This window comes from Brevundimonas sp. SL161 (assembly GCF_049896985.1).
GTDB lineage: Bacteria > Pseudomonadota > Alphaproteobacteria > Caulobacterales > Caulobacteraceae > Brevundimonas.
In genome coordinates, this window is record NZ_JAFCVJ010000023.1 from 28,069 (window position 1) to 40,792 (window position 12,724).

The 12,724-nt window shown below is 69.8% G+C and carries 11 protein-coding genes and 1 pseudogene; 4 read left to right on the plus strand and 8 right to left on the minus strand.

Translation table 11 applies throughout. The features are described from left to right. Positions 1-8 precede the first annotated feature (8 nt). Positions 9-2,057: a type II secretion system secretin GspD gene (gspD, locus tag ACP7AU_RS14090; RefSeq protein ID WP_426051810.1), complete on the plus strand. Its 2,049-nt coding sequence runs from the start codon at positions 9-11 to the stop codon at positions 2,055-2,057. Positions 2,058-2,102: 45 nt separating this feature from the next. On the opposite strand, the gene ACP7AU_RS14095 is transcribed toward gspD, so the two are convergent. Further along, positions 2,103-2,807: a hypothetical protein gene (locus tag ACP7AU_RS14095; RefSeq protein ID WP_426051811.1), complete on the minus strand. Its 705-nt coding sequence runs from the start codon at positions 2,805-2,807 to the stop codon at positions 2,103-2,105. Positions 2,808-2,923: 116 nt separating this feature from the next. Here ACP7AU_RS14095 and mntR point away from each other — a divergent pair. Then, a pseudogene (gene mntR, locus ACP7AU_RS14100) lies at positions 2,924-3,361 on the plus strand (manganese-binding transcriptional regulator MntR); the annotation flags it as partial. 79 nt (positions 3,362-3,440) lie between these two features. After that, positions 3,441-4,835, plus strand: coding sequence for an Nramp family divalent metal transporter (locus ACP7AU_RS14105; RefSeq protein ID WP_426039493.1), 1,395 nt, complete (start codon positions 3,441-3,443; stop codon positions 4,833-4,835). Here the strand turns inward: ACP7AU_RS14105 and ACP7AU_RS14110 are convergent. The 7 genes from ACP7AU_RS14110 to ACP7AU_RS14140 form a co-directional block, all read right to left on the minus strand. After that, the gene (locus tag ACP7AU_RS14110) at positions 4,828-5,091 is read right to left on the minus strand and encodes a hypothetical protein (RefSeq protein ID WP_426039494.1); all 264 of its coding nucleotides are present in this window, start codon (positions 5,089-5,091) and stop codon (positions 4,828-4,830) included. The genes ACP7AU_RS14105 and ACP7AU_RS14110 overlap by 8 nt on opposite strands. Continuing rightward, positions 5,088-5,564 (minus strand): hypothetical protein, encoded by a 477-nt coding sequence (locus tag ACP7AU_RS14115; protein ID WP_426039495.1) that lies wholly within the window; start codon positions 5,562-5,564, stop codon positions 5,088-5,090. Before ACP7AU_RS14115 ends, ACP7AU_RS14110 begins: the two co-directional genes overlap by 4 nt. A 52-nt stretch (positions 5,565-5,616) precedes the next feature. Beyond that, positions 5,617-6,957: a sulfite reductase subunit alpha gene (locus tag ACP7AU_RS14120; protein ID WP_426051812.1), complete on the minus strand. Its 1,341-nt coding sequence runs from the start codon at positions 6,955-6,957 to the stop codon at positions 5,617-5,619. Further along, positions 6,954-7,940 carry an FAD:protein FMN transferase gene (locus ACP7AU_RS14125; protein WP_426051813.1) on the minus strand — a complete coding sequence of 329 codons (987 nt, stop codon included), beginning with the start codon at positions 7,938-7,940 and terminating at the stop codon, positions 6,954-6,956. Before ACP7AU_RS14125 ends, ACP7AU_RS14120 begins: the two co-directional genes overlap by 4 nt. An 86-nt stretch (positions 7,941-8,026) precedes the next feature. Then, positions 8,027-8,869 (minus strand): DUF4198 domain-containing protein, encoded by an 843-nt coding sequence (locus tag ACP7AU_RS14130; protein WP_426039498.1) that lies wholly within the window; start codon positions 8,867-8,869, stop codon positions 8,027-8,029. 12 nt (positions 8,870-8,881) lie between these two features. Next, on the minus strand, positions 8,882-9,418 hold the full coding sequence (locus ACP7AU_RS14135) for a DUF2271 domain-containing protein (RefSeq protein ID WP_426051814.1): 537 nt from the start codon (positions 9,416-9,418) through the stop codon (positions 8,882-8,884). A 13-nt stretch (positions 9,419-9,431) separates the two neighbouring features. Continuing rightward, positions 9,432-10,097 (minus strand): PepSY-associated TM helix domain-containing protein, encoded by a 666-nt coding sequence (locus ACP7AU_RS14140; RefSeq protein ID WP_426039500.1) that lies wholly within the window; start codon positions 10,095-10,097, stop codon positions 9,432-9,434. A gap of 128 nt (positions 10,098-10,225) precedes the next feature. Here ACP7AU_RS14140 and ACP7AU_RS14145 point away from each other — a divergent pair, with 128 nt between their 5' ends. Continuing rightward, entirely contained in the window at positions 10,226-12,541 is a 2,316-nt protein-coding gene (locus ACP7AU_RS14145) for a GH92 family glycosyl hydrolase (protein WP_426051815.1), read from the plus strand. The last annotated feature ends 183 nt before the right edge of the window (positions 12,542-12,724 follow it).

The window sequence follows — 12,724 nt, forward strand, 5'->3', positions numbered from 1 at the left end:
AGCCCGGCGTGACGAAGTTTCTCCGCCTGACCACCACCAGCGTGCTGGCCCTCAGCCTCGCCGCCGGCCCGGTCGGGACCGCCTCCATGGCCCAGACCGTGGCCCCCGCGCCCGTCGCCATGCAGGACGTTGTCATCAACATGCGCGGCGCCGACATCAAGGATGTCGCCGAACAGGTCAGCCGCATCACCGGCCGCACCCTGGTGCTGGACCCGCAGGTGCAGGGCCAGGTCAACGTCGTCTCGGCCGAGCCGCTGAGCCGCAATGGCGTGTGGGAGCTGTTCCTTTCGGTGCTGCGGACCTCGGGTTTCGCGGCCGTGCGCAGCGGCAATCTCTGGCGCGTCGTGCCCCAGGCGACCGTGGTCCAGAGCGGGGCGTCGGAGACCGGGGCCGCCAGCTCCAACCAGCAGATCGTGACCCGTCTGGTCCGCCTGCGGAATCTGCCGTCGGATCAGGCCGTGCGCGCCCTGCGGCCGCTGGTGTCGTCCTTCGGCGCCATCGAGGCCCTGACCGAACCAAACGCTGTCGTCGTCACCGACTACGCCGAGAACATCCGCCGGGTGCAGCAGCTGGCCGCGACCCTTGATCAGGGCGGCGGGACCTCGTTCGACAGCATCGCCCTGCGCCACGCCTCCGCGACCGAGGTGGCGGCCTCGGTCAGCGCCTTGCTGGGCTCTGACGCCGGCGGGCCGCGCGTGACGGCCGACGAGCGCTCCAACGTCCTGTTGATCCGGGGCGACGCGGCCGACCTGGCCCAGGCCCGATCGATCGTCGCGGCGCTCGACACCCCGGGCGGGGCGACGCCGGTCACGCGGGTCGTGCGTCTGAGGAACTCCGACGCCGAGTCGATCACCGAGATCGTGCGCGGCCTTCTGGGCGGCGAGCCGTCCGCGAACAATCCGGTGGCGCGGTCGCTGCGGGGCAATACCGGACTGGCCAGCCTCAGCGCCTCCAACCGGGACACGGCGGCCATGGCGGCCAGCGCCTTGACATCGGGCGATGGCGCGGCGGCTTCGTTGCCCGCATCCGGGTCGCCGGCCCGTGCCGACGGCTTCACCCTGGAAGGCGTGACGGTGCAGGCCTCGCCCGAATTGAACGCCGTGGTCATGCGCGGTCCGCCCGCGACGGTGGACATGCTTGAGGATGTCATCAGCCAGCTCGACCTGCGACGCGCCCAGGTGAAGATCGAGGTCGCCATCGTCGAGATCACCGGCGAACTGGGCGAGCAGATCGGGGTACAGCTGGGCCTCGGCGGCGCGGTTCCGGACGATGGCGTCATCGGCGGCACGGGCTTCTCCAACGCGGGAACCGACCTGGGCACGGTGCTGACGGCGCTGGGCTATCCGGCCGGACGTCTGCTGGGCGCGGGCCTGTCGCTAGCGGCGGGGTCGGAGGGCGACTTCGGCCTGCTGCTGCAGGCCGTGGGCACCAACAATGCGGCGAACCTGCTCTCCTCCCCGAGCATCACGGTGCTGGACAACGAGGCGGCCGAGATCGTGGTTGGCCAGAATGTGCCATTCCGTACTGGCAGCTTCGCCACCGACGGCAACTCGACCAATCCCTTCACCACCATCAGCCGTGAGGACGTCGGCCTGACCCTGCGGGTCGTGCCGCGCGTGCATGAGGGCGGGGTGGTCCGGCTGGAAGTCAGCCAGGAGATTTCCTCGCTGGTGCCGACGGCGATCATCGGGGCGGCGGATCTGGTCACCAACCGGCGCAGCCTTCAGACCTCGGCCCTGGCCGATGACGGGGAGACGATCGTGCTGGGCGGCCTGGTCACCGACGACCGTCAGACCGCAAATAGCCGGGTTCCGGGCCTGGGGAGTTTGCCGCTGATCGGCGCGGCCTTCCGCTCGCGGCGTGACAGCCAGACGCGGCGGACCCTGTTCATCTTCCTCAAGCCGACGATCCTGCGCGACAGCGCCTCGGTCGCGCAGGATGCGCAGGACGCCTACGACCGGCTGCGGCGCTCGGAGCCGGTGCGGCTCGATCCGACGCGGCCGGAACCGATTGCGCGCGACCCCCGGCTTCAGCCAGAGGTGGACGAGGTTTTCTAGACCGCCCCACTCCGTCCATCCCCGCGAAGGCGGGGATGGACGGGATTAGTGGCCGTTTCGGCGCGGCGCGAACCGCGGAATGATCAGATCAGGATCGGCCTCGGCGCCCTCGGGCGGGCGAGAGACAGGCTGGCGTTGGTCGGTCAGACGCAGCAGGGGCGCCGCGATACGTCCCCGCGCCTCCGCCCGGCGATAGACAGTCTGGCCGCCGAACAGGGCGGCGCCGCCCGCCAGGGCTCCGCCGAAGAAGATCAAGAGGGCGGTGAAGGCCCCGTCCCACCAGCGGTCCTTGCCATAGACTGCGGTCGGCGCGGTGGCTGAAGGCGCCGGGACCGGCGGGCGCGCTGTCGTCGGCTCGGCCAGGGTCATCAGCACGCCGCCTCGCGCTAGCATCATCGGCACATTGGCGCGCGGGATGACGGCGTAGGCGCCGGCGCCCGTGCGCATCAGGGCGATGTCCTGATCCAGCAGGGCGGTCCCGAAATCCTTCAGAAGGGCCTCCCCGGTGTACCAGCCGTCGGCGCGGAAGGTGACGAGGCCGTCGACCGCCGGATCGATGGTCAGGTCCCAGGCGAGGGCTCCGCCCACCACGTCCTCGGCGGCCTCGGCGACGGGCGTGTCGGTGAAGCTGAAGACATAGAACTGCACCGGCTCCGCGGCAGCCGGGATCGGCGGTGCGGCGGGCGCCTGGGCGAGCGTCGGGGCGGCGACCAGCATCAGGGCCAGAAGGGCGGGGCGGAACAGACGCATCGGAGGCCTCGATACCATGCCGACCTCATGCGGACCTAGGACGACAGGACGATGAAATCGCTCGCCGCCTGGTCTAGGGTGGTCGCGCACAGACCGCCCGTGCGTTTCAGGAGACCGATGTGGTCCAGGTTCCCGGCGCCGCCCGACGCGCCGCCGCCTTTCGCCGAATGCGTGACGCCCGCTCCAGCGAGGTGGCGGAGGACTATGTCGAACTGGTCGGCGACCTGATTTCGGAAACCGGCTCGGCGCGGCTGACCGACCTGGCCGATTGCCTCGGCGTCGCGCCGGCGACGGCGGCCAAGGCCCTGCAGCGGCTGCAGCGGGACGGGCTGGTGGAAACCAAACCCTATCGCTCCATCGCCCTGACCCCGGCGGGCGAGACGATGGCGGCGGCGTCGCGTGAACGGCACCGGATCGTGCACGAATTCCTGATCGCGCTCGGCGTCACGGGAGAGACCGCCGAGGCCGATGCGGAGGGCATAGAGCACCACGTCAGCCCCGAGACCTTGACCCTGTTCGAAAGCCTGACCAGGCGCCTGCGCGACGGGGGCTGATTTCCCTCGCATCCGGTGACGATTTGTCGCGTATATAGATTCAGCCGAGGCTGAATTCTTGCCGGACAGGGAGATATCGATGGTCGTTCCAGGCGCCGCTGACCACAATCGCTCCCTGCCGGAGGCCCATCGCAGCATCCCGGTGTGGACCGAAGGCAGTGTGGCGCGGCCCTGGTGGCGGCGGATGCTGGCCTTCTCCGGCCCCGGCTTCCTGGTTGCGGTCGGCTATATGGATCCCGGCAACTGGGGCACCGATCTCGCGGGCGGCAGCCAGTTCGGATACGCCCTGCTGTGGGTCATCCTGGCCTCCAACCTGATGGCCATCTTCCTGCAGGTCCTGTGCGCTCGGCTGGGGCTGGTCAGGGGCCAGGACCTCGCCCAGGCCTGCCGGGATACCTACTCAAAGCCGACGTCGATCGCACTGTGGCTGTTGTGCGAGATCGCCATCATCGCCTGCGACCTGGCCGAGCTGGTCGGGGCGGCGGTGGCGCTTAACCTGCTGTTCGGCATCCCGCTGATGTGGGGCGTGCTGATTACCGGCTTCGACGTGCTGATCCTGCTGATGCTGATCAATTTCGGCTTCCGCTGGCTGGAGGCCATCGTCATCGCCCTGGTCACGACCATCGGCGCCTGTTTCGCCTGGTCGATCTTCCTCGCTCAACCCGACTGGGCCGCAGCGGCGCACGGAGCCCTCCTTCCCAGCCTGCCGGGCGGAGGCGCGCTGTTGATCTCGCTGGGCATCCTCGGCGCGACGGTCATGCCGCATAACCTCTATCTGCATTCGTCGATCGTACAGACGCGGGCGCACGGCCGGGGGATCGCCGACCTGAAGGCGGCCATCGGGCACAATACGGTCGACACGATCGTGGCCCTGGGCGCCGCCTTCTTCGTCAACGCAGCGATTCTGGTGCTGGCGGCGGCGGTGTTCTGGAAGGCTGGGGTCGAAGTCGACGACCTGCGCCAGGCGCACGAACTGCTGAAACCCGCCCTGGGCGGAGCGGCGGCCACGGCCTTCGCGGTCGCCCTGCTGTGCTCGGGCCAGTCCTCGACGATTACAGGGACCCTGGCCGGTCAGATCGTGATGGAGGGCTTCCTCAGGATCCGCATCAAACCGTGGATCCGGCGGCTGGTCACCCGGAGTATCGCGATCGTTCCGGCCCTGGTGATCGTCTCGGCCACTGGTGGGCGGGACACGGTCCAGCTGCTGGTCATCAGCCAGGTCGTGCTGTCGATGCAGCTGCCGTTCGCGATCTTCCCCCTGATGATGCTGACGTCGGACAAGGCGAGGATGGGCCAGTTCGCGAACGGGCGCTTGGTGCAGGTTGTTGGCTATTCGATCTGCGCAGTCATCGCCGCGCTGAACGTCTATCTGCTGTGGAGCGTGATCGGGCCGGTGTGGCTGGGTCTGTTGGCGGCTTTGATGATCAGCTTCGCGGTCTGGGTGCGGCTCGGCTACCGCGCGCCCGCTATTTAAGGAAGGTGTCGGGCCGCACCGCGCCGGTGCCGAGGTCGATGCGCATGCGGAGCCCCTGGAAGCTGTCAGCGATCAGCACGCCGTCTTCCAGCCGCATGGCGACGAAGGCGTCCTGGGCGTCGCCTTTGGGCGGATGGGCGATCCAGCGACGGCGGCCGGTCGCATGCAGACAGACGATGGAACCGCGCTCGCCTTCGGGCGCGGACAGGCCGTGGAGGATCAGGCGGTCGCCATCGGGCAGATCGATGCTGGTCACGGCCGCGCGGGGGGCAGGGGGATGGGATCGGAGAAGCTCTCGGCCGGGATCAGCTCTAGCAGTTGAACCTGCGATCCGCCGCCGGGCTGGTCGAAGGCGGGGGCGGCGATTCCGACCTTCATCAGGGTGCCCGCGGGGACAGTGACGACGGAGTAGAACTCCGCAGTGTTGGCGGGCGGCAGGGCCATGGCCTCGCGCACGCCTTGCGAAGACGTCGGCTGAACGGGCGACAGCCAGGCCCCGAGGCGGTTCGCGCCACCCCCGTACGCCCGGTAGAAAGTCAGGACGCGATCGGTGCGGACCTCCTCGACCGGTCCGACCCAGGCCTCGACGAGGACGGCCGGAGCGGGGGCGGCATAGGTCGTGGGTGCTGCGACGGTGGAACAGCCCGCGAGGCCCAGTGTCAGGGCGGCCATAAGCATCATGACGGGCGTCAGCAGCCAGTCGCGCGTCGCCGCCCTGAAGTTCGTCATCGTCGTCTCCCCGATTCCCGCGGCGAGGCTACACCCGGGCCTGCCTGAGCGCCTAGTAGACGTCGCGACGGTATCGGCCGGTCTCGACGAGGTCGCGCAGGGCGTCGGCGCCGAGGACGGATTCGAGCGCCGTGGTCACGCCTCCGGCCATGCCTTCGAGGCTGCCGCAGACGTAGATGGCGGCGCCGCGTGCGACCCAGTCGCGGACGGAACCGGCTTCAGCCTCGATCACCGCCTGGACATAGCGGCCGTCGCCGGGATCGCGCGAGAAGGTGCGATCGAGACGGGTCAGGGTTCCTTCAGCCAGCCAGCGCCGCAGTTCCGCGTCGTGGAAACTGTCATGGGCCGCCGTGCGCTCGCCGAACATCAGCCAGGCGCCGGCGTTCACCTTCTGGGCAGCGCGAGCTTTCAAGTGCGAGCGGAGGCCGGCGATGCCCGTGCCGTTGCCGATCAGGATCATCGGAGTCGCCGCCTCCGGGCCGTGGAAGGCGCGGTTGGCGCGGATGCGCATCGGCGCGATCTCGCCGACTTCCAGCGTCTCGGTCAGCCACCCCGACGCGAGGCCGGGCGTTCCGTCGGGCCGGCGCATCAAACGGATCAGGAACTCGGCGCGGCCGTCGGCGGGCAGGGAGGCGACGGAGTATTCGCGGTGGGCCAGGCCGCCCTCCGGCGAGGGGGCGCCGACCTCGGCGATGTCGCCGGCGACCCATTGCAGGGCGCCGGCGACGGGCTCGAACGCCAGATGCCAGGCGCCCTCGCCGGGGCTGCCGGGGTTCAGCAGACGGCGCTCAGCCAGGCGCCAGTCGGCATAGGCGGGCGGGGCCCAGTCGGGGGCGGCGACCGAGCCGGTCAGGCGGCTGAGTTCGCCCTGCCAGTGGCGGACGGCGGCGGCGTCGCCGTTGTCGACCTCGACCGCATCGAACAGGGATCGCGCGCCGGCCGACTTCAGCCAGCCGTCCAGCGCCCGACCGAAACCGCAGAACTCGACATAGGTCCGGTCGCCGAGAGCGAGGAGACCGTACTCCAGCCCTGCCAGGCGCGTTTGATCGGTCATGATCCGGCGGACGAAGCGGGAGGCGCTGTCGGGAGCGTCGCCCTCGCCGGTGGTCGAGGCGATGAACAGGACGCGGGCGGGGGCGATCAGGTCGGTCGGCTCGATGTCCGCGAACGACTTCACCCGGGCGGGGCGACCGGCGTCGGCGAAGGCCTTGCGGGTCATCTCGGCCAGTTCGTCGCCGAAGCCGGTCTGACTGGCGACGGCGATCAGGGTCGAGCCCGGCTGCGCGGCCGCCGTGGGCCTGGCGCGGACCCGCCGGATCTTCCAGCCGGTGAAGGCGAGCCAGGCGACGACGGTCAGGGCCGCCCAGATCCAGCGGATCGGGTCGTCGCTCACCCGGCTTCGTCCTCGTCCATCATGGCGACGAAGGCGGGGGGCAGGTGTTCGACGACGCCGTCGGCGGTGCGAACCACCATCTGGGCGGCGAGGCCGTAGGCCTCGGCCGTCGCAGGGCCTGCGTCGGGGCCGAGAACGGTCAGGGCGGTGGCCCAGGCGTCGGCGGTCATGGCGCTGGCGTGGAAGACGGTAACGGAGGTCACGCCGTTGTCGATCGGCCGGCCGGTGCGGCCGTCGATGGTGTGCGGATAGAGGCGGCCGTCGTGCTCGAAGGCGCGGCGCCAGTCGCCGGAGGTGGCGACCGCGATATCCACCAGCGCGGCGACGGTGCGGGCGGAGGGGGCGCCCGGCGGTTCCTCCAGACCGATCCACCACGGCTGGCCGTCCGGCTTCACGCCCTGGCCGCGCATCTCGCCGCCGATCTCGACGAGGTGGGAAGTCGCGCCGAGACGCGTCAGGGCTTCGGAGACCCGGTCCACCGCATGGCCCTTGACGATGCCGGCGAAGTCCAGCCTCATGCCGCCGGGCTGCATGGCGCCGCGCGCATCGCGGTTCAGGCGCAGCTTCTGCCAGCCGCTGACGGCCAGGGCTGCGGCAACCTCGTCGTCCGACGGAAGGACGGTCCCGACGCGCGCTCCGGACGGGCCGAAACCCCATAGATCGACGAGCGCGCCAAGGGTCGGATCGACTGCGCCATCGGTGTCGTCGGCCAGGTTCATCGAGGCGTCGAGCACCGTCCAGAAGGTCTGGGACAGGGCCCAGATTCCGGCGGGCGCGGCATTGAAGCGGGAGATCTCGCTGGTCCGGTCCCACGGGCTGAAGGCGGCAATGATCGCATCCAGCTCGGTCCGGACGGCGACCATCAGCGCCGCGTCGTCGATCCCGGCCGGGGCGACGGCGCGGACCGACCAGGTCGTGCCCATGGTCTCGCCGCCCAGCCGCCGGACGTCGTCGCCTGGCGGTCTGGACGGCGGAGCGCCCATGGGCGGGATCAGGACGCGGGTCGCCGACCGGTCGTCCGCCTCGCGGAGATCGAGCGGCGGCGGGGTTCCGCGCGATCCGCGAAGGGTCAGGGGAGGACCTGCAGGACAGCAGTGTACTGGGCCGAGGCGACCGGCGGGCCGTTGCGGCCGCCGCCGGCCGGGGCCGCCGGGTCGCGCCACGAGGTGTTGACCCAGTACAGGCCGGCCTCGGGCCAGGCGATCGAGACCCGGCCCTCGGCGTCGGTCCTGGCCGTGATCTCGTCCGGGTTGTCGCGGTACTGCAGGCCGCCGCGCGCCACGACGACGTCGGCGTCGGCGTAGGGCCGGCCGTCCTTCAGGAATTGGAACACGCCCGCCTCGCCGGCGACCAGATCGTTCGGGTGGGTCACCGGGACCATCTCGATGCCGACGCCGCTCGGGGTGAAGACGGTGGTGGTCGGCTCGCCCAGGGTGACGAAGGTCTCCAGCCGGCTGGCGCTGAAGGCCGAGGCGACTTCGGTGGCGCCGGCCGGAACGTTGGCCGCCATCTCGGCTGCCGGACCCCGCCAGCGGCCCTGTTCGCCGTTCAGCGTCCAGGTCGCGGTCATGCCGGCCGAGGCGTTGGCGATCTTCCAGGTGCCGGGCTTGTTGACCTCGACGTCGAAGGTGGTGCGGTAGGCGCCCTGCATCAGGTTGGCGGCCGCGCCGGCCGAGCCGTCGGGCGCGGTGATCGACAGGCTCTGGGGCGACAGGCGCAGCGGGGCGTGGTCGGCGATGAAGACGCCGTTCGAGGCGCCGGCGTCGAACGAGACCCAGAAGGAGTCCCCCGACAGAACGGTGTGCGAGGGCATGAGCCAGCCCCGGTGGGCGGTGGCCGACATCGGTGCGGCGACGGCGGCCAGGACGGCCAGGGCGGCCAGGGCTTTCGTGGGAAGGATGAAGGTCTTCATGGCGACTGATCCCTAGCGGGTGACGGCGACGCGCACGGCGCCCAGTTCGGAGGTTCCTGCGGCGCAAGCGCTATTGGCCGCGCCGCCCCAGGTGAAGGGCAGGTGGACGATCTCGCGGCCGCCCTGTTCGCGGGCCGCCTCAACGACGATGTTGTACGAACCGGCCGGCAGGCTGGCGAGGCGGGCGCCGGAGACGGTGACCGTCTGGCGGCCCGGCGCGCGGGTCGGTCCGGTGACGCCGTCGATCGGCAGGGCCATGGCGCGGCCGCCCTTGCGCCACCAGGTGCGGATGTCCTTCAGATATTGTTCGCCGTCGCCTTCGCCGCGCGCCGTGGCGCCGGCCTCGTACCACAGGGCGATGGTGCGCACGGCCGTCTGGGCCGTGTCCTGCCGCTCGATCCAGACCGCGACATAGGGGCGGTGATAGGCGGCGGTCGAGAGGGTCGGCACCTCCAGCGTCACGGTCAGGTCGGCGGCCAGGGCCGGGGCGGCGATCGAGGCGGCGCCGACGGCGATGATCAGGCGCAGGGGGCGGATACGCGACGACATGGAGAGGAACTCGTCAGTGGATGAAGATGAGGGCGATGATGACCGGGATGGCGATGCCCAGCCCGACCAGGGGCCAGGTCGAGGCGCGCGTCCGGGCGTGCAGCCAGAGCAGGGTCAGGCCGGTGACGGTGAAGACGATGCACGCGACCGCGAAGACATCGATGAACCAGTACCAGACGGGGCCGGTGTCGCGGCCCTTGTGCAGGTCGTTGATGTAGGCGACCCAGCCGCGCGTCGTGGTCTCGCGCACGGCCTCGCCCGTACCCCGGTCGATGGTGACCCAGCCGTCGGAGCCGGGGCCCTTCAGCGCGACATAGATCTCGTCCGGCGCGGTTTCGGTCGCCTTGCCGGCGATGGAGATGTCCAGCTCCGAGGAGACCCAGCGGGCGATCGCGTCGGGGACCGGATCGGTCGTCTCGTCAGGGAAGTCGGACAGCCGGTCCAGCAGGGGGGCGGGCAGGGTCGCCGTCAGCTCCATCGTCACCGGTTCGGCCGGAATCTGGGCGGCGTGGTTCAGGGTGATGCCGGTGATGGCGAACAGCAACATTCCGGCCAATGACAGCCCCGCCGAGATCCAGTGCCAGCGGTGCAGTTCCTTCAGCCAGAAGGCGCGTGCGCCGTTCATCGACCGCGTACGGGCGGCGGCCTTGGCGACAGGTTTTGCAGCGGCGTCGGTCACACACGGCCTGTGCCATACGTTGAGAATGATTTGCAAGTGCCTCTATCCGCGTTCGGTGTCACGGCGCCTTGGGCGACAGGGGGAATCCCGGCTGATAGGGTCGGGAAACGGTGGCGGGGAGTATCCTGATGCGGCGTATCGGTCTGGCGGCGGCGATGGCGGTGTGTCTGGCGGGGCCTGGATGGGCGCAGGCGTCCGATCCGGTCGAGGCCGTCGACGTCTTCATCGGCACGTCGGGCAAGGGCCACACCTTTCCCGGCCCGGTCGCGCCCTTCGGCATGGTGCAGCTCAGCCCCGACACCGACTATCGCGCCTTCCGCCAGTCCTATGACTGGGCCTCGGGCTATCGCAACGACGACCCGACCATCATGGGCTTTTCCCATACCCATTTCTCCGGCACCGGCCACTCCGACCTGGGCGACGTCCTGATCACGCCGCAGACGGGCGACGCGGTGAAATGGGATGTGGGCGACGTCGCCACGCCCGGCTCGGGCTACCGCTCGCGCTACGACAAGGCCTCGGAGACCGCCGAGCCTGGCTACTATTCGGTCCAGCTCACAGACACCCAGGTCCGCGCCGAGCTGACCGTCGGCGTCCGCACCGGCCTGCACCGCTACACCTTCGAGGACGGCGCGCTGGCAAGGCTGCTGCTGGATCTGAGGAACTCGATCTACGACTATCCGGGCAAGGTCCTGTGGTCGCGAATCCGGGTCCATCAGGACGGGACGGTGACGGGCTTCCGCGAGCTGCGCGGCTGGGCGCCGGGACGTCAGCTCTATTTCGCCATGCGGTTTTCCGCGCCCATGGTCGGTCACCAGATCCAGAACCGCGAGACCGACGTCCCCTACAACGGCTTCCGCCAGCCGGGCCGGGCGCTGGATGACCGGCAACAGGTCCAGGGCCGGGCGCTGGAGGCTGCGTTCGACTTCGGCCAGATCGACGGGCCGTTGCTGGTCAAGGTCGCCATCTCCTCGGTCGATGAGGCCGGGGCCATCGCTAATCTGGAATCCGAAGGCGAGGGTTTCGCCTTCGACGCCCAGCGCGCGGCGACGCGGGCGGCGTGGAACGAGGCGCTCGGCGCCGTCGACATTGAGGCGGAGCCGGAACTGCGCACGACCCTCTACACCGCCCTCTATCACGCCCTGATCGCGCCCTCGGTCCACTCCGACGTCGACGGTCGCTGGCGCGGCCCGGACAATGCGGTGCACAGGTCCGATTTCACCGTCCACTCGACCTTCAGCCTGTGGGACACCTTCCGGGCCGAGCATCCGCTGCTGACCCTGCTGGCCCCGGCCCAGCGCAACGCCGACATCGTCAACTCGCTGATCGCCGCGCAGCAGGTCAGCCCCTATGGCATCCTGCCGGTCTGGTCGTTCCACGGTCAGGAGACCTGGACCATGATCGGCTATCACGCCGTCCCGGTGATCGCGGACGCCTACCTGAAAGGCATTCCCGGCATCGATGGGAATGCCGCGCTGGACGCCATGGTCGCCTCGGCGACATACCGCCCCTACGGCGGCCTCGGCGACTATATGGACCTGGGCTACGTCCCCATCGACCGGGAGCCTGAGGCGGCGTCCAAGACGGTCGAATACGCCTATGACGACTGGACCATCGCCCGCATGGCCGAGCGTCTGGGCCGCGCGGACGTCGCCACCGAGTTCGATCGCCGCGCCGGCTTCTGGCGGAACACCTGGGATCAGGAGACCCGGTTCGTGCGCGCCCGTCTGGCTGACGGTTCGTTCCGGGAGCCGTTCGATCCCGTCGCGATCAACTACGGCTCCGACTACACCGAGGGCAACGCCTGGCAGTATTCGTGGTTCGTGCCCCAGGACATGGCGGCCCTGGTCGCCGTCATGGGCGGGGACGCGGCGACGGTCGCCAGGCTCGACGCCATGTTCGACTACGACAACGCCGGCCTCGACTACTCCCACGCCGAGGACATCGCCGGCCTGATCGGCCAGTACATCCACGGCAACGAGCCCAGCCACCACTCGGCCTATGCCTATGTCTATGCGGGCCAGCCCTGGCGGACTCAGGAACGGCTGAAGCAGATCGTCGAGAGCCAGTACCATTCGCGTCCCGACGGCCTGGCCGGCAACGACGACGTGGGCCAGATGTCGGCCTGGCTGATGTTCACGGCCATGGGCTTCTATCCGGTCACGCCGGGCTCGGGCCAGTACGTCATCGGCCGCCCGTTCACGGATCGCACGACGCTGAACCTGCCCAATGGTCGGAGGTTCGTGATCTCGACAGCCGGTCTGCGCGACGCCAACCGCTATATCCAGTTGGTCACGCTGAACGGCCGCCCGCTGGACCGCACCTGGATCGGGCACGACGAGATCACCGCCGGCGGCGAACTGCATTTCGTCATGGGTTCAGAGCCGAACCGGACATGGGACGCGGGAGAGGCGGCGCGGCCGTATTCGATGAGCAGGCGCTGACGATCACCCCTCCGCGCGCGAAGGCACGTGGGGAAGTGACGCGTCCGGCGCCATCTCAACCCTACGACCTAGGTGATGTGGACAAAGTGGATTCCCAAATCAGCTGATCGCTGATTCAAGGCTGTTCTTTGCGGAGAGCAGCCATGGTTCGTGGTTTGATGTCGGATGCGGAGTGGGCGTTCT

Coding starts and splice junctions, on each gene's coding strand:
- ACP7AU_RS14095 (WP_426051811.1), bottom strand. CDS start 2,807: ATGCGTCTGTTCCGCCCCGCCCTTCTGGCCCTGATGCTGGTCGCCGCC.
- ACP7AU_RS14105 (WP_426039493.1), top strand. CDS start 3,441: ATGGTCGTTCCAGGCGCCGCTGACCACAATCGCTCCCTGCCGGAGGCC.
- ACP7AU_RS14115 (WP_426039495.1), bottom strand. CDS start 5,564: ATGACGAACTTCAGGGCGGCGACGCGCGACTGGCTGCTGACGCCCGTC.
- ACP7AU_RS14125 (WP_426051813.1), bottom strand. CDS start 7,940: ATGGGCGCTCCGCCGTCCAGACCGCCAGGCGACGACGTCCGGCGGCTG.
- ACP7AU_RS14130 (WP_426039498.1), bottom strand. CDS start 8,869: ATGAAGACCTTCATCCTTCCCACGAAAGCCCTGGCCGCCCTGGCCGTC.
- ACP7AU_RS14135 (WP_426051814.1), bottom strand. CDS start 9,418: ATGTCGTCGCGTATCCGCCCCCTGCGCCTGATCATCGCCGTCGGCGCC.
- ACP7AU_RS14145 (WP_426051815.1), top strand. CDS start 10,226: ATGCGGCGTATCGGTCTGGCGGCGGCGATGGCGGTGTGTCTGGCGGGG.